Source organism: Providencia sp. UF-183, from assembly GCF_058246155.1.
The window spans coordinates 54980-74717 of the sequence record NZ_JBSICD010000003.1 but is presented as its reverse complement, the minus strand read 5'-3'; the positions used below and the strand labels follow the sequence as shown (position 1 = coordinate 74717).

Sequence of the window (19738 nt, the reverse complement as noted above, 5' to 3'; positions counted from 1 at the left end):
GCCCGCATCTGGTAAGGGATGCGGGCTTTTTCATTTTTATTTTTTGGATGCGTCAGCCCGCCCCGTTTCCTGTGGTTACGGTGGTGGTGGTAATAATAATAGTCAGGCTGATATTACGCATAAATTCTGTCTGTCTCATTAGATCCATTAGGTTTCTCCCTATACGGTTAAAGCAATCGCTATAAATTGTCAAATTTATTTGTAAAAACACACCACTAAAATCACTTTTTTTTGATTAAAAATTATCTGGATAAAGAGTCTAACGTTGAATAAAAAGAGCGATAACACAGAATAGATAGCTTTAAAAACCAGAAAAAACAAAATTAATGGTTAAATATTTTTTTAAGCATTTTAATTTAAATTAGCCTATAAAATAGCCAATAATGATGTGTTACCGAGCTTTACTGTGAGCAAGGCACATCTCACCAAAAGCAAAAAATTTATCGTTATTCAGGCTTCATCAACCTAGAAAAATTCACCTTGCTAGACATTAAGTATATTTGCTTGACCGCGTGATTTTATCGACCTTCAATAAACAAAAAAACCAATAAATATGTTTCTTAATTGTAAAAAAAACCATTTAACAGAAATAAAATAAGTAACTTTCCTAATTAAACACCATAAAAACCCAAATCAGAGGTGTTAATTTTACATTCCCGCTATCACTGAGTCACCAAAGCCTCTTTTTGATAAGGGAAAGAACTTTTCGGAATTCGAGCCAGGTCACAAATTGAGCATTATTAATAATGTTATATTTAGCTCGCTAAAAACTTAATGCTTTAATATCAACCTCAAGCGGGAATCCCTCTCATTACCCTCTGCAATTTTAAGTGTCTATCCGATATCTAAACAGCCAGTTAATTTATATAATTATCTCCCTAACAATTTTTGTTAACGTGCTACAATTGATTTTGATATGTATCAACAAAAGTTAGTTTTTTAGGTGGTAAATGCAGTATTAGCTGTTATATTGCTGTTAACAGCCCAATATTGGGAGAGTGCTTATATTTTGATTCATTTTTAGAGTCAATTGCTAGAAACGGCAACATAAAGTCACTGTTGAATTTCAAAACAAATTTATACTCATGAACGTGTTTTTCCAGAGAACAATATCAATAACCACCTAACTGGAAACGGCTTGTGAGTTCAGTATTTTTATTTTAATACTTAGGTAGCAACTATGCAGACCCCACACATTTTGATTGTTGAAGATGAGATTGTCACACGCAATACGCTAAAAAGTATCTTTGAAGCGGAAGGCTATGTGGTCCATGAGGCAACTGATGGCGAAGAGATGAACAATATCCTCTCTGAGCATGACATCAATTTAGTCATCATGGATATTAACTTACCAGGTAAAAACGGTTTATTGCTGGCTCGTGAGTTACGTGAACAAGAAAGCATCGCGTTAATGTTCCTAACAGGCCGTGATAACGAAGTCGATAAAATCCTTGGCCTCGAAATCGGTGCTGATGACTATATCACCAAACCATTTAACCCACGCGAACTGACCATTCGTGCACGTAATCTGTTGTCTCGTACTATGAATTTAGCAGGTGGTACTGAAGAACGCCGCCTCGTTGAAAGCTATAAATTCAATGGTTGGGAATTGGACATTAACAGCCGCTCATTAGTCAGCCCAGCAGGTGAGCACTACAAATTACCACGTAGTGAATTCCGTGCGATGCTGCATTTTTGTGAGAATCCGGGCAAAATTCAAACCCGCGCTGACTTACTGAAGAAAATGACTGGCCGTGAATTAAAACCACACGACAGAACTGTTGACGTGACGATCCGTCGTATTCGTAAACACTTCGAATCGACACCAGACACGCCTGAAATCATCGCGACTATCCACGGTGAAGGCTATCGTTTCTGTGGTGATTTAGACGAATAATTAGCAGTCTAATTTTTTATCTTTTCACTATTAAAATCCGCTGTCTTTTCATCAGCGGATTTTTTCCTTCTATTTCCCTTCAATTACGTTTTACTGTTTTCAATTAAATTGAAAAAAATCAATCTAGTAATAACAAAAAGTATTGACATCAAAAAAGAGATAAGCATAATTGGCAATAACAACGCTCATTATGCTCCTTTTATAACGTTTACACGTATTTTAGGAATGTAATGAGCTTTTTTATTAGTAAAAATCGCGATGGAACCGCAAATATATGCCTTATACCCCATATGTAAAGCCGTATAAAACACCTGCGGAGATCATTTCAGATCTAAAAACAAAACAACTTAGTTTTATTGATGAAAGTGCTGCAGAAAAAACATTATCTCAAATAAACTACTACCACTTTAAAATTTACCTTCATCCTTTGTTAGACCCAAGTTGTCCTACAGGGAAAAACTATAGATCGGGTGAGTTTTTTGAAGATGCTGTTGATTTATATCGATTTGATGAACAGATCAGATTTATTTTTTTCAAAGCTATTGCGAGAATTGAAATAAAATTGAGAAGCCGCCTAGATCACATCATGTCCTCTATTAGTAATAATCCTTTTTGGTACCTTGATAATCAATGGTTTAGTATAAAAAATAATAATACATACCTTATTGATTCTATTCGAAACAAGATAAGTAATGAGTTTTCAAATACAAAAGAAGAGTATGCCACTCACTATAAATCAAAGTATTACAATATTACTCATGATAACTATAAGTTTTTGCCACCGTTTTGGATAGCGAGTGAATTTCTCAGTATAGGAACAATATCAAAGATATACGATAACCTAAATGCGGCTATTATTAATCAACGCTCTGGTGCCCCCTTGGACTCAATGGCCTCTGAATTTGGTGCACCGAGTTTTAGAGCACTTTGTTCTTGGCTAAGAGTACTTAGAGATATCAGAAACCGCTATGCTCATCATAGTCGGTTATGGAATGCGAACTTTCGCGCCCCTTCAAATATCATTTCATTACTTAATATTCCACCAACAAACAACAATCGTATTTATAGCCCATTCGCAATGGCACATAGAATATTACTGTTTTTAGACATACAAGACGTTAATTTATATGATGATTTAACGATTTTGATAGGAAAATACTATTGTGTGACAAACTATTTAGATAGTGCTGGTTTCCCCACGGCATGGCATACAGACCCCTTCTGGTCATCACCATGAAAGAGAACGGTTTTTTGTATGGTATTTTTAAATAAGATGCCAGTAAACCTAGGTTATTGGCATCTTACCCTATTACCAAGGCATAATCGGTACTGCACTTAATGCATTCTTCGGAGAACCGTCGATCATTTTGTCTGAGTAGGTTAAATAAATCAGTGCATTCCGTTTTGGGTCGTAGAAACGTACAACTTGCAGTTTCTTGAAGACTAACGACGTTCTTTTCTGGAAAACAACCTGACCTTTTGTTGGTTTACGTTTTACACGGTCGCTCAATTCAATGGGACCAACTTGTTGGCAGGAAATTGCCGCATCAGACGTATCTTCCGCTAACCCTAACCCACCCTTGATCCCACCCGTTTTTGAACGACTCAAATAGCATGTCACATTTTCAACATCAGGGTCATCAAAGGCTTCAACAACAATTTTATGGTCCGGCCCAAAAATTTTAAACACAGTATCCACTGAACCAACTTCTTCAGCGAGCGCTGAACCAGACGCCGCCGCTAACAACGACGCAAATACGATTTTTTTTAACGTGGAAAAACGCATACTGGGTTTCCTATTCAATTTACACCAATAAAACACCTTAACGGGGTTAATTATTTACTTTTCTAACTAATTCCCAAATACAACTCATTTACTATAAACGAAAAAGATAACTTGATATAGAATAGCAATTCATTGATAGATTATATCTGTTCTATAAGTCGCATTGGCTGGGGATATACATGGATCAAACTAATATTATTCGCGACTTACTTCGCTGGATAGATGATAACCTCGATAAACCGCTTTCGCTTGATAACGTCGCTGCAAAAGCAGGCTACTCTAAGTGGCATTTACAACGAATGTTCAAAGAGGTCACCGACCAAGCGATTGGGGCTTATATTCGAGCTAGAAGGCTTTCTCGCGCTGCGGTAGCGCTACGCTTAACCAGCCGCCCGATTTTAGATATTGCGCTGCAATATCGCTTTGACTCGCAACAAACATTTACGCGCGCCTTTAAAAAGCAGTTTAATTTAACGCCTGCTTTTTATCGCCGTAGCGAAGAGTGGTGCGCAGCGGGTATCTGCCCGCCGATTATTTTAGATAATCACGTCAATATTGACCATGAATTTATGCAAATGCCTGAGTTGTCACTGGTTGGCTTAGAACAAAGCTGTTCATATGCGTTAGAAGAATGGTCAACCGCCTGCTCAAAAATGCGCCAAACGTTCTGGCACTATTATTTGGACAATACGACAACTATTGCCTCTGAAGTATTTGGTTTGCATCATGCAATCCATAATCCTGAAAAGGAAGATGAACAGACGGTGTTTTACACCACGGCAGTGAAACCTGAAGATGCAAGTTTCAATACCGATCAATACGCAAATATCACGCTACCAAGTGGAAATTATGTGAAATTTTCATTTAGCGGAGTACCAACGCGTGATGCACTGCAAGAGTTTTTGTATCAGATCTATGGTGTGTATTTGCCAAAACTCAATTTGACCCGTCGACCAGGGTATGACATCGAACATTATCGATTAAAAAATATTGAGTTGCATAAGATCACACCTGACAGTGATGACCCCAAAACGCATATTGATACGTTTGATTACTATGTACCTATCAAAACGGATGTCGCTGTAGCCGCTTAATCGAAAGGCGTTTCTACCATGAAACGCCTTTTTCTCTCACTAGCCTTGTTGTTCATCCAACGCAGGTTGCGTTAAATGCGTGACTTCCCCTGCTGTTTCCACAATCCAGCCATTCGCTAACCATGGGCTGTTTTGGTAATCCACACGTGATAACGAACAATTTCGTAAGCGTAGGCGACGTTCTGAATACGCAGGGACGCCCATAATACGGCTTATCAATGAGCTCAGCGCAATGCCATGACTGACGAGTAATGGTCGGCTACCTTCAGGCAAATCTAAGCAACTATTGAGCGCCGCAAACATACGAGTGTAAAGCTCCTCCATCGATTCCCCATTAGGAATTCGCCCACCACGGGTGCCATCAATCAAGCTTTTGCGCCATTGTTCTTCTTCTTCCGTTAATGATTCAATCGCTCTTTGCTCCAGCACGCCCATATTTAGTTCACGTAGACGCGGTTCTGTGATAATTTCACATCCGCATACACTTGCAATGATTTGTGCAGTTTCTAGTGTGCGCCCCATATCACTAGTGATAATATGGGTAATGCCTTCTGATTTTATCCTTTCAGCCACCTGCTTTGCTTGCAATCGTCCCGTGGCTGTCAGAGGGCTATCAGATTGTCCCTGGATGCGGCGAGCCAAATTCCATTCAGTTTCGCCGTGGCGAACAAGATAAACCTGTAACATAGATGTGTTCCGTTATTACTTTTCGAAGTATGTGTTCAAAGGAAAATAATGAATGTACCAAGTTATAGCTGCAACGACTAACCCTGCCAAAATTAAAGCAATCCATCTAGCTTTCGATGCTGTTTTTGGGCCAGGCAGTTATCAAATTGAAGATATTAATGTCGATAGCAGTGTTCCACAGCAACCTATCGGTAATAATGAAACCCGTACAGGCGCTAGACAACGCGTGATGGCTTCAAGACAAGTTCGCCCAGAAGCTGACTTTTGGGTTGGTATTGAAGCGGGTATTGATGATGATATGACTTTCGCTTGGATTGTCATTGAACATAAACAAATTCGCGGTGAATCTCGCTCTGCAAGTATTATGATCCCAGAAAAAATTCTGGCAGGTATTCGTGAAGGTCGTGAACTCGGCGATGAAATGGCCTTTTTGACGGGTATCGATAATATCAAACAACAAGGTGGAGCCATTGGTTTTTTCACTGACGGCGTATTAACCCGCACCAGTGTTTACCAACAAGCCTTGATATTGGCTTTGGTTCCCATTAAGCATGAAATTTATAAAGAGCTAAACCAAGTCGAAGACTAATTATACTCAAAATAATTAAAATTGCATGTAGGCAAAAGTGCCACTTTAATACACACCAAAGTATGGGAAACCATACTTTTTTTATGTGTACTCATTCGAAGTATGACGAATAAGATATTCTAAATAATTCGTGCGGTGACTAGGCGACCAACGAGGATAGCTTGGGGAGCATACATAAGTATGTGACCCAAGTAGCCGAGAGCAGTCAACAACGTCATCGTGCGAAGTATGAAAAATAAAGATATTCTAAATAATTCAGATTGTAGGTAGGCGGCGAGTGGCGCTAAGCCCTAGGAGCATACACTAGTATGTGACTAGGGTTAGCAAGCGAAGCCAACACCCCTACAATTTGAAGTATGACGAATATCAGAGGAGTTGCTGCTCCAGCCACTCCTTCACAGGAATAGGCGCTGACTTTAAACTATTTGACCCACGTGTAATTGTTGCGATCCCAACACCGAGCTCATTTTTCAGCTCTCGTTGGCTCATTTCGCCACGCATCAGCTCTTGTACGATTCTGACTCGAGTTGCTAAGGCCGTTCGTTCATCTGGAGTAAGCAGTAATTGCAAAACTGGCAATTGAATATCTTGTTCAAAGGCCAGTTGAAGTAAATTCACAAAGCGCAGCCAGTCAGCGTTCTCATCGGCTGTTAGCGCCGGATCATGGTGTTGATTTGCTGTCATCGTTTATCCATCCATACTATTTAACTAGTACAAATAATAACACACTCTGATTAGAAATCATCAACCAAACGCTACTCATGATTCAACAACACAAAAAACAACCAAATTTCATTTAGTTACTTCATTAATACACTAAATAGTTTGAGTTGTGACTAGGCTCCCCGCGAGGATAGCTCGGGGAGCATACACAAGTATGTGACTAGGGTTAGCAAGTGAAACCAACACCCCTACAATTCGAAAGATGGCAAGTCTTAATACTCAAAATAGTTCGGATTGTAGGTAGGCGGCGAGTGGCGCTAAGCCCTAGGAGCATACACAAGTATGTGACTAGGGTTAGCAAGTGAAACCAACACCCCTATAATTCGAAAGATGGCAAGTCTTAATACTCAAAATATGACAAACACTAATACGTTAAATAGTTTGAGTTGTGACTAGGCGACCAGCGAGGATAGCTCGGGGAGCATACACAAGTATGTGACCCGAGTAGCCGAGAGCAGTCAACAACGTCACAGCTCAAAATATGACGCGAATTAGTATTTCATATTCCATTCATTGGGCAGTAAAACCTTACTCCCCTTTTGCCCCATAAAATGACGATAGAACAAATCATACGACAGCACATTTTTCACGTAGCCGCGGGTTTCTGAGAACGGAATACTTTCAACAAATGCCACGGCATCAATACGGCCGCCACTGTTCCCCAACCAACGAGTCACCCTTGATGGACCTGCATTATAAGCCGCACTGGCTAAAATACGGTTATTACCAAATTGCTGGTAAACATCTTCCAAATACGCCGTACCCAGTTCGATATTCATCGTTGGGTTAGTGAGCTGGCTAGTATTCACATAATCAATACCTTGCTTCTGTGCGGTATGTTTTGCTGTTGCTGGCATTAACTGCATCAAACCTGTTGCGCCCACTGGCGAACGCGCTTGTGGGTTCCAAGCACTCTCTTGGCGAGCGATAGCCATCGCATAACTTTTTTGTATATCTTTTGATTTGGTATACAGATTAAATTCTTTGTCCCACGCTAACGGAAAGCGCTCTTCAAGGTGATCCCACAGTTTTGCCGTGATAGTAGCTTGCACACTGAGGTCTGCCCATTGGTTATCGAACGCATAACGAGCCAGCTGTTCTTGTTGATTGGCAGGGCGGGATGCCACCAAGCTTGCCCATTCTGAGCGCGCTAAATTATCCATTTCCCAATACATTAGCTCGCGCACACGTTGGACCTCAGGGAGCTGGCTGATGCTCGCATCTGGTTTCACCGCGCTTTTAACTAACACAGGGTAATCAATCTCTAACACTTGTGCGGCAACCATCGGGTAGAAACCACGTTTTTCAGTTAGCTGGCGAAGCAGCGTTTCGCCTTCTGCTTTTTTCCCGGCATCAATTAGCGTAATCGCCTGCCAATATTGCCATTCTTCTTTGTTTTTCACGTCCGCTGGAAGCTGCCTTAGCCATGAAGCAACACCCGTTTTATCCCCTTGCCCTAACGCAAGACGAACACGGCGCTCTTTTAACGAAGCTGAATTCGTTTCCTGAATAGTCTCATCACGCCACTGTGCTTGTTCAGGGGGCACATCCCCCATGTACTGCCATGCAATGCTGTCTTTTAGCTGCTGGCTTTCAGCAATATTCATTTTTTGCGCAGAGCTTACGCTGCTTAATACCGAGCGAGCAGCATCTGGCGATTGGCGTGCATAGCGGTTAAATGCCGCAATGGTTGCTTGGCGAGTAAAATCCGTTGGGGTGACAGTTTTTGCAAACGAAACCACCGAAGCTGGCTCATTTTGCAATTTAATCAACGCATCACCAATGGTTTTATAACTCGGCGGTAGACGTTTTGCTAAATAACTGGCAATCGACGGGTTCCCTTCTTTAATTGCCAGATTAATTCGCTCTAGCACCATTTCAGCACTTAAATAGCCTGCTTTTTCCCATTCGTTAAAGAGTTTATCGCAGGCCGCGGGCATTGAATGGCCATTTAACCACGCTTTTTCAGCGCCTTGCCAAGCCACTTGTTTGTTCCCAACAGCCCAGTTAGCAAAATAGAAATTACATTGTGCTTCGGCAGGTTTTGGTGCTTCCGGGCTAAATTCAAGCAATGATTTCCACTCTTGGCGACGGGCAAGTTCGTTGACAAAACGCGTTTTTAAATTCTTAGCAACAGGTAGCGTTGGGTAGGCGTTAATAAACTCCTGAACCTGACGAGGTGAAATAATATCAAGGTCTTGCGTCAGCTCACGGTAAGCCAAATAAGGATAAAGAGGATAATCATGCAACGTCGGTAATAAGCGCTCCACTTCATCCATTTTATTTGCATCCCAAGCGGTTTTAATCGCTTGATACCGCTCCCGCTGTGACTGTAGGGAATCCGCCCATACGGTGCTAGAAACTAGCATCATTGTCACTGGAATTGCCGCTAACCAACGTTTCATATCCACTCGCTCCATCGCTAAATTAAAGTCAAAATACAGGAAAAACCTTAACCTATATATACCCCAAATAATTCGAGTTGCAGGTAGGCGACAAGCGAAGATAGACGAGAAGCATAGATATACTATGTGACTCGGCGAGCGTAGCGTAGTCAACACCGCTGCAACTTGAAGGATTACGGGTATATTAAACATATATCAATAATGTTAATGCTACCGAAAGTTTTTATCGAGCAACAGCGGAGAGTTCCTGAATTTACCTGCTTTACAGTCTTTTACGTATCATTTATGCAGCTCAGTATCCACTTGAGTCGGAAATAAAGGTTTGATTGCCGGCCGCTCTGCTAAAGAGGCTTGCCACAGCTCATATTGAGCCTGCATGTCTACCCACATCTTTGCACTCGTTCCTAATGCCATTTCCAAGCGGAGCGCCATATCGGCCGAAACGCCACTGCTGCCATTAAGAATACGCGACAATGTTGCACGAGTGACACCCAACCCTTTCGCTGCATCAGTTACTGAAATACCCTCTAAATACTCACGCAACACCATACCCGGGTGTACTGGATTATGCATTTTATTCATGATTTTCACCTTAATGATAATCTTGATAATCAACGAGGATGGCATCTTCATCCTCAAATTTAAACGTTAACCGCCAATTTCCATTGACGGATATTGACCAATGACTTTGCAAATCAGCACCTTTTAACTGATGTAGTTTCCAACTGGGTGCAGACATATCTTGTGGTCTTTTGGCCGTATTTAACGCAGTAAGCTGTATCCGTAATTTTGTAATATGTTTCGCTTGAATACCTGAGGTAATTCCCATCATAAAAAAACGCTCTATTCCTTTGTGCTTAAAACTTTTTATCACAATTCACTCCCTGTATAGCGTATCGACTCACTATACAATCAGAGTTAAAAAAGTAAATGTTTAAAAATAAAACACCGCTGTTATCTGCCTATCTCTCATCAGATAACGGGGAGGGATGGATGATCCTCTGATGTTCAGGTATAGTTCAGGACAAACAATTTATCGCGGTTTTTCGCTGTCTTTTAGGGCATTTTCCCCTGACGTACAGAAAACAGCATAAAATTAAAATTCCCTTTATAAAACAAAAGGTAAATAACTTGGCTCAATTCGTTTATAGTATGTATCGGGTTGGAAAAATTGTTCCACCGAAACGTCATATTTTAAAAAATATCTCTCTGAGCTTCTTCCCGGGGGCTAAGATCGGTGTTTTAGGTCTCAACGGTGCAGGTAAATCAACATTACTGCGCATCATGGCGGGTATTGATACCGATATCGAAGGTGAAGCACGTCCACAACCTGGTTTAAAAATCGGCTACCTGCCACAAGAACCAAAACTGAACCTTGAGCACACCGTGCGTGAAGCAGTAGAAGAAGCCGTTGGCGAAGTTAAACGTGCATTAACGCGTTTAGACGAAGTTTATGCCGCCTACGCTGAAGAAGGTGCAGATTTTGACAAACTGGCCAAAGAACAGGGCGAGTTAGAAGCGATTATTTCCGCGCAAGATGGTCACAATTTAGATAACCAATTGGAGCGTGCCGCTGATGCGCTGCGCCTGCCTGCTTGGGATGCAAAAATTGAAAACCTCTCTGGGGGTGAACGCCGCCGTGTGGCAATTTGCCGCCTACTGCTGGAAAAACCAGACATGCTGCTGCTCGATGAACCAACCAACCACTTGGATGCCGAGTCTGTTGCGTGGTTAGAGCGCTTCTTACATGACTACGAAGGTACCGTTGTGGCCATCACGCATGACCGTTACTTCTTAGATAACGTTGCAGGTTGGATCCTTGAGCTTGACCGTGGTGAAGGTATTCCATGGGAAGGCAACTACTCTTCATGGCTTGAGCAAAAAGATGAGCGTTTGGCGCAAGAGGCATCAACTGAAGCCGCTCGCCGTAAGTCTATTGAGAAAGAGCTTGAGTGGATCCGTCAAAACCCGAAAGGCCGTCAATCGAAAGGTAAGGCGCGTCTAGCTCGCTTTGAAGAACTTAATAACGTTGAATATCAAAAACGTAATGAAACAAGCGAACTCTTTATTCCACCTGGACCACGTTTAGGTGACAAAGTCATCGAGGTTGAAAACCTAAGTAAATCCTATGGTGACCGCGTATTAATCGATAACCTGAATTTCTCCATTCCTAAAGGGGCAATTGTTGGGATTATCGGTCCAAACGGTGCGGGTAAATCCACCCTATTCCGTATGATTTCAGGCCAAGAGCAACCTGATTCAGGGTCGATCACTGTGGGTGAAACAGTTAAGATTGCCTCTGTTGACCAGTTCCGTGACTCAATGGATGACAGCAAAACCGTATGGGAAGAGATTTCCAACGGGCAAGATATCATGCGTATTGGTAACTTCGAGATCCCGAGCCGTGCTTACGTTGGCCGCTTTAACTTTAAAGGCATTGACCAAGGTAAACGTGTTGGCGAGTTATCCGGTGGTGAACGTGGTCGTTTACACTTAGCCAAACTGCTGCAAGTCGGCGGCAACGTACTGTTACTCGATGAACCAACCAACGACCTCGACGTAGAAACCTTACGTGCGTTAGAAAATGCGCTGTTAGAGTTCCCTGGTTGCGCTATGGTTATTTCCCATGACCGTTGGTTCCTTGACCGTATCGCTACGCATATCATTGATTATCAAGATGAAGGTAATATTACGTTCTTCGAAGGTAACTTCTCTGAGTATGAAGATTATAAAAAGCGTACGTTAGGTGCGGAAGCGTTGCAGCCGCATCGGATGAAGTATAAGCGTATGACCAAATAATATTCTTCATTCTTCGGCTTGCAGCGGCGTTGGCTTCGTTTACTAACCCTAGTCACATACTTATGTATGCTCCTAGGGCTTAGTTTCACTCGCCTCCTACCTGCAAGCCGAATTATTTTGAATATAATGAATTGCCGCTTAATCCTTCTAACGTCTGCGCGTTTAAGGGATAAAGGTAATAAAACGGTGCCCAAACAGCACCGTTTTTATTGTGGATTTTATAGATCATCCAACATCAATAACTGTTGAACTAATGAGATACACTCCAAGAAGCGTGTGTCGTAGTCTGAGGACTCCACGCGGACAAACTCAACATTATTTTTCTTCAGCATTTCAATGAGTAAATTTTGAAATGCTTTTCGGTCTTTATCGCTGCCTAAACTTCGCAAACCATCGGCGACCCATGGCGTGTTGTTCTCGAGAACAATAACTAGGTCGAATCGATACTCATCAATTAGCGCTTGAACAAATGGGTGCTCTTTACCTTCATAACGCAAACAGAACGCTTGTGTGGTCACAAAGTCCGTATCGATAAACGCGACTTTATTTGCATATTTAACTGCAAAATCAATATACTGCGCATGCCCTAGTGCGATTTTGTCATAATCTGAATATTGCAGCGCCATTTCGTCGCCGCCTAAATGGCTAAAGACATAATCACGGCCATATTCCCATGCACTAGACGTATTAAAAATATTGGCTAATTTATTGACCAACGTGGATTTTCCACTGGATTCCCCACCTAAAATCGCCACTTTACGTACAAAGAATGGCTTCACTTCAGTCGGAATATATTCCCAATAACGAAATGGTGCTTGGCGGATTTGGTTACCGCTAATATTCATAAACGTGCGCTCAGGATCGATAAGGATAGTTTCAATCCCCAAGTATTTCTTATAGCGCGGGGCATCATTTGCTTCCCCTGAATAGATAAAGCTTGGGTTAATGTTGTGCTTTTTCAAAAAGCCTTTCATCCCATCGCTCCACACTTCCCAGCCATGTGGATACGGCTCAATACCCTGTTCATCAAACGAGTGAATATGGATATTCTTTTGATATTTAAAGGTTTGTAGCAACCAACGAAGTCTGTCGCTCACTGTAGGTTGCTGGGACATGGAACTATTAACGAACAGCTCTTTATCACGAGGCTCATCGTGGCACAAAATAATATGTAATTCATCCACTTGGCTACATGCCCGTTGGATCAGATAAATATGCCCCGTGTGCAACGGGTAAAATTTACCAAACACCACACCGATTGTTTTTTGCTGGTTAGGAAACTCCAATCCGAGAAAGCGATGAAGCGCCGCAATTTTTTGGGCGCTAGGGCTCTTAATTTTGTCATTAATCAACTGGCTGAGATAGCCTTTGGTCATATCTGTCGCATCCGCAACCTGTTGCAGCGTATAACCCGCCCGTTTGATCGCGTTTTTTAGATAGTCAAATTCAGCCATGGTTTTTCCTTTTAACTCAGAGCGTTATAGCTCGTCCAAAATACTTAATGCATCCGCTAATTTTTTCACCCCGTACACTTTCATATCTGGCGGTGATTTTTTCGGCATATTCGCATGGGGAACAATGGCGCGTTTAAAACCGTGTTTTGCCGCTTCTGAAATACGCTCTTGCCCGCTTGGCACTGGGCGAATTTCCCCCGCCAGCCCAACTTCACCAAAAACGACAAGGTCGCGCGGTAACGGACGGTCGCGAAAACTGGACACAAGGGACAGCAGCAAAGCAAGGTCAGCACTGGTTTCAGTGACCTTGACGCCACCCACCACGTTCACAAACACGTCTTGATCCGACATTTGCAAGCCACCATGACGGTGCAGCACCGCCAATAAAATCGCTAAACGGTTTTGCTCTAAGCCAACTGCAACACGGCGCGGGTTAGACATCATTGAGTGATCAACCAGTGCTTGAATTTCCACCAGCAGTGGGCGCGTGCCTTCCCACACCACCATCACCGAACTGCCTGACGTAATTTCATCACCACGACTTAAGAAAATGGCTGATGGGTTACTGACTTCTTTGAGGCCTTGTTCTGTCATAGCAAACACCCCTAATTCGTTCACCGCCCCAAAACGGTTTTTATGGCTGCGCAGGGTGCGAAAACGGTTATCGGCATCACCATCTAACATAATCGAGCAGTCAATACAGTGTTCAAGCACTTTAGGCCCCGCCAACGAGCCGTCTTTGGTTACGTGACCCACCATAATAATGGCGACACCGCGGGTTTTGGCAAACCGCGTTAAATAGGCAGCGGTTTCACGGACTTGCGCGACACTCCCCGGTGACGATTGGATATCCGCCATATGCATCACTTGGATGGAGTCAATGACCATTAATTTGGGCTGTTCTTGCTCTGCGGTTAAACAAATTTGTTCGATGCTGGTTTCAGAGAGCATGTTGAGCGAGTCTGTTGGCAAACCTAATCGGTGCGCACGCATCGCCACCTGTTGCAATGACTCTTCCCCCGTGACATACAGGGTTTTCATTTCGCGAGATAGTAAACACATGGTTTGCAGCAGCAAGGTACTTTTACCGGCTCCCGGATTTCCGCCGATCAAAATAGCGCTTCCCGGCACGACGCCACCACCCAACACGCGGTCAAATTCTTTAAACCCAGTGGTAAAACGCGGTAATTCTTCAAGGCTGATATCAGAAAGTTTCTGAACTTTACTCACCCCCGCCGCATTCCCCGCATACCCCGTTAACCGGTCATTACGTGAAACCGAGTTTGTTGAGGCAAGACGCACTTCCGTAATCGTATTCCATGCATGGCAAGCACTGCATTGCCCCTGCCAACGCGGATAATCCGCCCCGCATTCATTACAGACAAACGCCCTTTTTACCCCTTTCGCCACACCAAACTCCTCGTTAAAATTATGCTGTATTACAACCGCCGAACCACAGTGTTCTAATGATCTTGAATCTTGAATCTTGAATCTTGAATCTTGAATCTTGAAAATTAAATTAGCTTAACATTCAAAATGGATTGTGTTGTAGCAAGGCGGCAAGTGAAGCTAAGCCCTAGGAGCATACACCTGTATGTGACTAGGGTTAGCGAGCGCAGCCAACACCGCTACAGCAAACTCTTTTATCTATTTATTTAGCGTTAAATTAATCTCATAATATTCAAAATAGTTCGTGTTGTGGCAAGGCGGCAAAGGAGGATGTCTTGGGGAGCATACACAAGTATGTGACCCAAGCAGCCGAGTGAAGCCAACACCGCCACAGCACGAAATATGAAGAATATTAGCGTTCCTCGTGCTTCAAGCCCCCGCTGAGCACACACAACACCCCCATGAGATCCGCATGACGAATCGCCACTTTTGCTCTCGCATACACTTTTGGTTTCGCATGGTACGCTATTCCCAGCCCTGCTTTGCGGATCATTTTTAGGTCATTGGCACCATCGCCAATCGCCACAGTTTGCTCGATGGGGATTTCTAATTTTTCTGCTAATTTTACAAGGGTTTGCGCTTTATATTTCGCATCGACTATCGGCCCTTTGACCTTCCCTGTTAGCTTGCCATTTTTTACTTCAAGCTGGTTAGCCACAGCCGCAACTAATTTGAGTTTTTGTTTTAGGTTATCGGCGAAGAACGTAAAGCCGCCAGAGGCGATTGCAATATGCCAATTCATCGCTTGTAGCTTGCGAACAAGGTTCGTTAAGCCTGGCATTAATGGCAGTGTTTCTAAGACTTTATCTAAGATAGCCGCATCTGCGCCTTCCAATAATGCGACGCGAGCACGTAGGCTTTCGGTGAAATCGAGCTCCCCTAGCATGGCGCGCTCAGTGACCTCTGCCACTTGCTCACCCACTCCTGCTAAGCGGGCAATTTCATCAATACATTCGATTTGAATTGCCGTGGAGTCCATATCCATCAACAAGATCCCCGGTGAACGTAAGCGCGGGATTTGCCCCAATGGCACCACGTCTAATAAACATTCATCAGCGAGTTTTTTAATTCTTGGCGTGATGCTGCCCGCGATGCGGACAACTTGGTAGTCATCAATACGCCATGAAGACACAATCACAATCGCAATTCCCAAACGTTGTTGAAAATTACTGATCCGCGCTTTGTCTAGTCCGCGACCATAGAGCAGCCACCCACTGTCACCTGCACGATAATCAAGGGGCATCACTTCTTCCCCGCTTAAAGAGAGAGGTAAACCCGGCCATTTTTGAATCTCGTCGGGTAGGTAACAATAGGTCAAACTCGTTGACATGAAAATGCGCTCCTGTAATCGAAATAACTTTTTTATAATGATGAGTTGCGAGTAGCCGAACGAAGCCACTATACTAAACTTTAAGGCTTTATAGCCTTACGTTTTTACCGCGAAAACTAAATAAAAACCCCTATTACTTGAGTATCACGCTATCTTTATACTCAAAATAAGTCGAGAGCACCAATAAAGCAATGAAACGCACCTTCAGGCTACATAAAACCGTTATTATCGTTATCTGCATTGCGCTGGTAACTTTACTGATGCACGGCATTTCTTATTTGGGTTATAGCCAAAATCAAAGCCGAATCGAGCAATTTAAACAATTGACTTATGTTCTAGCCGAACAAGTTGCTTTCAGCTTATCTGATTATATTGTTCCCGGCAGCAAAGATTTTAATTTGGAACGAATTAATGCCAATTTAAATAATGTGGCAAAAGACCGTTATATTTTGGATGCCAGTATCTACACCGCGAGTGGCACACTGGTCACCCAAGTTGGCGAACCTACAACGGTCAAAGAACGCCTAGCCATTGACAATAATTCTTCATTACAAAACTTTCAATATCAATTAGTTGTCCCTATTCAAGGTGCGAAAGAACCGAAAGGCTACTTACGCCTCACCATTGATACTGAATTATTGGCTGCTGAAATTCAGCAAGCGGATAACAGTACAAATGTATTACGGATTTTTATTTTATTCGCTCTGTGCATAGGTTTTGTTTTAGCTAATACTTTGCTGAAATTGAAGAAAAAGAAAGGTCACAAACAGCCGCCGCCGTTAGTAGTTAATACTGAAGAAAATAACGAAGAAAATGAATCAGATAGCCAACCTGCACTCCGAGCAAAACCCGTTCGCCTGCGGCGTAAAAAAGAACCTCGCCCTTATCGACCAAAGCGGCCTGCGCCAAAGAGCAAGCCGTCTCAATCAGAAAAATAATGCTTAAATCGCTGTCGTATCAAACACAATTGGCGCGATAAACTCTACACGTCCATCAATTAACAAGGTTTCGGGCGGTACTGGAAAAGGTGCCGCGCGAGAAATGGTCGCAAGGGCTTCTTTGTCGAGGATTTTTGTGCCAGATGAATTAAACAAACTCGCGGTCACGACTTCCCCTTTACTGTCTAAAACCACTTTCACTTGGGAAACTCCAGTTGAACGAAAACGCAGCGCTGCACGTGGGTAACGCTTTGTTTTTGCAATACGCTGATGAACTTCACTTTGCCACCCTTGGTGACCACTTACCGCCATCGAGGCATTGCTAGAAAAGTTTGCACTGCTATTGGACTCACTGCCTGATGCAGGCGCTGATGTCACCGCTGATTCTTGGGTGGTCACAGGGGCATCTTCAAACACTTTTTTCTCTTGGGGAATTTTTTTCTTCGGCGGACGTTTTTTCTCCGTCACTTTCGTTAACGTGCCGTTATCCACCAGTGCGGTTTCAGGCAGTTTTTCCGCTTTTTCCACCACCTCTGGCAAGGTTTCCTCGCGAGTCGCCACTTGCTGTTTAGGCGCGTGGTTCACTTCAGGTTCCACTTGCTGTTCTAGCTGATAAACCCCGAGTTGCAAAGAAATTGCAGGCGGTAATACGCCCGTTTTGGGGATGGAAGACGTAAACCATCCAATAAAAATAATTGCTAGTGTTCCGTGGAAAAGACAACTCAACGCCAAACCGCCCAGTGGACGGAAAATCGGGCGCTCTAACTTGCCCGTCATACTGCTCATATTCTGCCTCACGACTTTATTTTTTGCAGATTATAGGCATAATACAAACAAAAATGATATTCATTATTATTAGTAAAAACACAATAATTAAAATAAAATATTGATTTATAATAAAAAGTAATCTGAGCGGATTATTCATCAGCGCATTTAAAGTTCCCATCCTGTTATTTGCGCACTTTGATAACATTGACACCAGTAAAATGACCATCGATAAATCTCTTGCCCGCAAAATTAGCGGTGCGTATCAGTCAACTTATAGCCAACTTGTACGGTTTTTCCGCAATCGGCTAGACAACAGCAACGATGCTGATGATTTATCACAGGATGTGTTTACACTATGGCTTAATCGCAAGGAACAAACACCAATAAAAGAGAGCCGCGCTTACCTGTTTAAAATTGCAAATCATGTGCTGATTGACCATTGGCGGCGTAACCAACGCCAGACCAAATCAGAAACCTCCATTGATGAGGTCGTGCATGAGCACAGTTTTGAGCAACGCGAAGCTGATCCCAGTGAAATACTGGAACATCAGCAACGTATTCAACGGTTAAGTGAAGCCCTTGAAACTTTGCCCCCTCGTCGACGAGAAGCATTCTTGCTATATCGTTTTGATGGGTTATCGCAAAGTGAAATCGCTGAACGAATGGAAATTTCAATCAGCATGGTGGAAAAACATATTGCGGCAGCATTAGTACATTGTAAAAAACACCTTGATAATCAGGGCAATAAATAGTCATGACACACGAGCCTTTGCACCAATCAGAGGATACAGACCGCATTGATGAAGAGGCTGCGCTTTGGTTTACCCGAATGCACAGCCAACGCATCAGTGAACAGGAAACCGCGCAATTTAAACAATGGCTTGCCGCGTCCTCTGAACATGCAAAAGCCTATGACGCAATGGCGTCAGTGTGGCGTGATTTTGATGCAATGCCTCGCCCTGCCAGTACCAAAAAAGAGGAAAGTGAAAAACGCCCTTTTTTTCGCCTCTGGCGGCCGCTGGGTAATACATTAGCCGCATTTTTTATTGCCGCTATTTTATTTTTACCCTACAGCCATTTACCATCCATGTTATTGAATAACATGACGTTGGTAACGACAGATACGCCAAAAGAAGTCACGTTACCCGATGGTTCTCAATTATTTCTCAACCGCCATACCCGTGTCCGTGTTGCCTATGAGACACCTGTGCGTAACCTATTTCTTGATGAAGGCAATGCCTATTTCAAGGTAAAATCAAACCCTTACCGCCCTTTTGTGATTCAAACTGACCAACGGCGCATTCAGGTTGTCGGTACTGAGTTTGAAGTGGATAAGGCTGCGCAGCAGGTTTCAGTGAATGTTAGCCAAGGCATTGTGAGCTTCCAAAGTGAACAAAACGCCCACCCCGTTTTTTTGCTCGCCGGCGATAGCGCGGTCAGTGCCAGCCCAAGCAGCAAAATTACCCGACAACACGTAGATGCACAGGATGTGGCGCGCTGGCGGTTTGGCGAATTAGTTTTTGTGGATAAACCCCTTGCTGAAGTCCTTGCTGAACTCAAAAACTATTCTGCCGTCAATGTTGAGCTTTCACCTGCCACATTAGCGAACAGTAAAATCTCAGGGCGTATCAATATCCGCCAGCCAGATCTGTTTTTTCAAGCCCTTCCTTCCCTATTACCTGTCCAAGTTGTCTATCAAGATAAAAATAACATTTTGATTATCAACAATAAAAAAAATAAATGAAAAATATTTTCATTTGCAGGTGAGGATAATTCTCATTTCACCCTCTTCTTAAGTAGTTAGTTTTTTACTGACCAT

The 19738-nt window shown here is 43.0% G+C and carries 19 protein-coding genes and 1 other annotated feature (1 of these 20 only partly in view); of the genes, 8 read left to right on the top strand and 11 right to left on the bottom strand.

Annotation, left to right across the window (positions count from 1 at the left end):
* Positions 1–114: a sequence feature (Thr leader region), on the bottom strand; it reaches 9 nt to the left of the window's first position.
* Entirely contained in the window at positions 53–148 is a 96-nt protein-coding gene (thrL, locus tag AC4IFT_RS03305; RefSeq protein WP_219245668.1) for a thr operon leader peptide, read from the bottom strand. (Overlaps the previous feature by 62 nt.)
* Positions 149–1180: 1032 nt before the next feature.
* Here thrL and arcA point away from each other — a divergent pair.
* Both arcA and AC4IFT_RS03295 read left to right on the top strand, forming a co-directional pair.
* Positions 1181–1897, top strand: a complete 717-nt coding sequence (arcA, locus tag AC4IFT_RS03300; protein ID WP_206084510.1) for a two-component system response regulator ArcA — start codon at positions 1181–1183, stop codon at positions 1895–1897.
* A gap of 274 nt (positions 1898–2171) precedes the next feature.
* Complete coding sequence (locus tag AC4IFT_RS03295; RefSeq protein ID WP_490750622.1) at positions 2172–3134, top strand: Abi family protein; 963 nt, start codon at positions 2172–2174, stop codon at positions 3132–3134.
* Positions 3135–3206: 72 nt separating this feature from the next.
* On the opposite strand, the gene creA is transcribed toward AC4IFT_RS03295, so the two are convergent.
* Positions 3207–3683 (bottom strand): protein CreA, encoded by a 477-nt coding sequence (creA, locus tag AC4IFT_RS03290; protein ID WP_219245667.1) that lies wholly within the window; start codon positions 3681–3683, stop codon positions 3207–3209.
* A 179-nt stretch (positions 3684–3862) separates the two neighbouring features.
* Between creA and robA the strand changes: the two genes are divergently transcribed.
* Complete coding sequence (gene robA / locus AC4IFT_RS03285; RefSeq protein WP_490750620.1) at positions 3863–4777, top strand: MDR efflux pump AcrAB transcriptional activator RobA; 915 nt, start codon at positions 3863–3865, stop codon at positions 4775–4777.
* Positions 4778–4816: 39 nt separating this feature from the next.
* Here the strand turns inward: robA and gpmB are convergent, their stop codons facing one another.
* A complete protein-coding gene (gene gpmB, locus AC4IFT_RS03280) occupies positions 4817–5464 on the bottom strand; it encodes a 2,3-diphosphoglycerate-dependent phosphoglycerate mutase GpmB (protein ID WP_219245665.1) in 648 nt (215 codons plus the stop codon).
* Positions 5465–5516: 52 nt separating this feature from the next.
* Here gpmB and yjjX point away from each other — a divergent pair, with 52 nt between their 5' ends.
* Positions 5517–6053, top strand: a complete 537-nt coding sequence (gene yjjX / locus AC4IFT_RS03275) for an inosine/xanthosine triphosphatase (RefSeq protein WP_219245664.1) — start codon at positions 5517–5519, stop codon at positions 6051–6053.
* Between the two features lie 366 nt (positions 6054–6419).
* Here the strand turns inward: yjjX and trpR are convergent, their stop codons facing one another.
* From trpR to AC4IFT_RS03255, 4 genes are all read right to left on the bottom strand, one after another.
* Positions 6420–6737 carry a trp operon repressor gene (gene trpR / locus AC4IFT_RS03270; protein WP_490731612.1) on the bottom strand — a complete coding sequence of 106 codons (318 nt, stop codon included), beginning with the start codon at positions 6735–6737 and terminating at the stop codon, positions 6420–6422.
* A 530-nt stretch (positions 6738–7267) separates the two neighbouring features.
* A complete protein-coding gene (gene sltY, locus AC4IFT_RS03265) occupies positions 7268–9181 on the bottom strand; it encodes a murein transglycosylase (protein ID WP_490750619.1) in 1914 nt (637 codons plus the stop codon).
* A gap of 279 nt (positions 9182–9460) precedes the next feature.
* Positions 9461–9763: a HigA family addiction module antitoxin gene (locus tag AC4IFT_RS03260; protein WP_490731608.1), complete on the bottom strand. Its 303-nt coding sequence runs from the start codon at positions 9761–9763 to the stop codon at positions 9461–9463.
* A gap of 10 nt (positions 9764–9773) precedes the next feature.
* Positions 9774–10055, bottom strand: a complete 282-nt coding sequence (locus AC4IFT_RS03255; protein WP_490731606.1) for a type II toxin-antitoxin system RelE/ParE family toxin — start codon at positions 10053–10055, stop codon at positions 9774–9776.
* Positions 10056–10312: 257 nt separating this feature from the next.
* On the opposite strand from AC4IFT_RS03255, the gene ettA reads away from it, so the two are divergent.
* A complete protein-coding gene (gene ettA / locus AC4IFT_RS03250; protein ID WP_273839759.1) occupies positions 10313–11980 on the top strand; it encodes an energy-dependent translational throttle protein EttA in 1668 nt (555 codons plus the stop codon).
* Positions 11981–12198: 218 nt separating this feature from the next.
* On the opposite strand, the gene nadR is transcribed toward ettA, so the two are convergent.
* From nadR to serB, 3 genes are all read right to left on the bottom strand, one after another.
* Positions 12199–13434: a multifunctional transcriptional regulator/nicotinamide-nucleotide adenylyltransferase/ribosylnicotinamide kinase NadR gene (gene nadR / locus AC4IFT_RS03245; protein ID WP_219245659.1), complete on the bottom strand. Its 1236-nt coding sequence runs from the start codon at positions 13432–13434 to the stop codon at positions 12199–12201.
* Between the two features lie 24 nt (positions 13435–13458).
* Positions 13459–14844: a DNA repair protein RadA gene (gene radA / locus AC4IFT_RS03240; protein ID WP_490750618.1), complete on the bottom strand. Its 1386-nt coding sequence runs from the start codon at positions 14842–14844 to the stop codon at positions 13459–13461.
* A 391-nt stretch (positions 14845–15235) separates the two neighbouring features.
* Positions 15236–16213, bottom strand: a complete 978-nt coding sequence (gene serB / locus AC4IFT_RS03235; protein WP_219245657.1) for a phosphoserine phosphatase — start codon at positions 16211–16213, stop codon at positions 15236–15238.
* A gap of 191 nt (positions 16214–16404) precedes the next feature.
* Here serB and AC4IFT_RS03230 point away from each other — a divergent pair, with 191 nt between their 5' ends.
* Positions 16405–17151: an AhpA/YtjB family protein gene (locus AC4IFT_RS03230; protein ID WP_219245656.1), complete on the top strand. Its 747-nt coding sequence runs from the start codon at positions 16405–16407 to the stop codon at positions 17149–17151.
* Positions 17152–17154: 3 nt separating this feature from the next.
* Here the strand turns inward: AC4IFT_RS03230 and AC4IFT_RS03225 are convergent, their stop codons facing one another.
* The gene (locus AC4IFT_RS03225; RefSeq protein ID WP_273839768.1) at positions 17155–17937 is read right to left on the bottom strand and encodes an energy transducer TonB; all 783 of its coding nucleotides are present in this window, start codon (positions 17935–17937) and stop codon (positions 17155–17157) included.
* A 200-nt stretch (positions 17938–18137) separates the two neighbouring features.
* On the opposite strand from AC4IFT_RS03225, the gene AC4IFT_RS03220 reads away from it, so the two are divergent.
* Positions 18138–18671, top strand: a complete 534-nt coding sequence (locus AC4IFT_RS03220; protein ID WP_273804496.1) for an RNA polymerase sigma factor — start codon at positions 18138–18140, stop codon at positions 18669–18671.
* A gap of 2 nt (positions 18672–18673) precedes the next feature.
* Positions 18674–19663, top strand: coding sequence for a FecR family protein (locus AC4IFT_RS03215; protein WP_490750617.1), 990 nt, complete (start codon positions 18674–18676; stop codon positions 19661–19663).
* Positions 19664–19738: the final 75 nt, after the last annotated feature.

Bases quoted from the DNA above. Each gene is read 5' to 3' on its own strand.
- AC4IFT_RS03260 (WP_490731608.1), bottom strand. From the start codon at position 9,763: ATGAATAAAATGCATAATCCAGTACACCCGGGTATGGTGTTGCGTGAG.
- AC4IFT_RS03295 (WP_490750622.1), top strand. From the start codon at position 2,172: ATGCCTTATACCCCATATGTAAAGCCGTATAAAACACCTGCGGAGATC.
- nadR (WP_219245659.1), bottom strand. From the start codon at position 13,434: ATGGCTGAATTTGACTATCTAAAAAACGCGATCAAACGGGCGGGTTAT.
- gpmB (WP_219245665.1), bottom strand. From the start codon at position 5,464: ATGTTACAGGTTTATCTTGTTCGCCACGGCGAAACTGAATGGAATTTG.
- creA (WP_219245667.1), bottom strand. From the start codon at position 3,683: ATGCGTTTTTCCACGTTAAAAAAAATCGTATTTGCGTCGTTGTTAGCG.
- AC4IFT_RS03230 (WP_219245656.1), top strand. From the start codon at position 16,405: ATGAAACGCACCTTCAGGCTACATAAAACCGTTATTATCGTTATCTGC.
- arcA (WP_206084510.1), top strand. From the start codon at position 1,181: ATGCAGACCCCACACATTTTGATTGTTGAAGATGAGATTGTCACACGC.
- serB (WP_219245657.1), bottom strand. From the start codon at position 16,213: ATGTCAACGAGTTTGACCTATTGTTACCTACCCGACGAGATTCAAAAA.
- robA (WP_490750620.1), top strand. From the start codon at position 3,863: ATGGATCAAACTAATATTATTCGCGACTTACTTCGCTGGATAGATGAT.
- AC4IFT_RS03215 (WP_490750617.1), top strand. From the start codon at position 18,674: ATGACACACGAGCCTTTGCACCAATCAGAGGATACAGACCGCATTGAT.
- AC4IFT_RS03220 (WP_273804496.1), top strand. From the start codon at position 18,138: ATGACCATCGATAAATCTCTTGCCCGCAAAATTAGCGGTGCGTATCAG.
- yjjX (WP_219245664.1), top strand. From the start codon at position 5,517: ATGTACCAAGTTATAGCTGCAACGACTAACCCTGCCAAAATTAAAGCA.
- AC4IFT_RS03225 (WP_273839768.1), bottom strand. From the start codon at position 17,937: ATGAGCAGTATGACGGGCAAGTTAGAGCGCCCGATTTTCCGTCCACTG.
- thrL (WP_219245668.1), bottom strand. From the start codon at position 148: ATGGATCTAATGAGACAGACAGAATTTATGCGTAATATCAGCCTGACT.
- sltY (WP_490750619.1), bottom strand. From the start codon at position 9,181: ATGAAACGTTGGTTAGCGGCAATTCCAGTGACAATGATGCTAGTTTCT.
- trpR (WP_490731612.1), bottom strand. From the start codon at position 6,737: ATGACAGCAAATCAACACCATGATCCGGCGCTAACAGCCGATGAGAAC.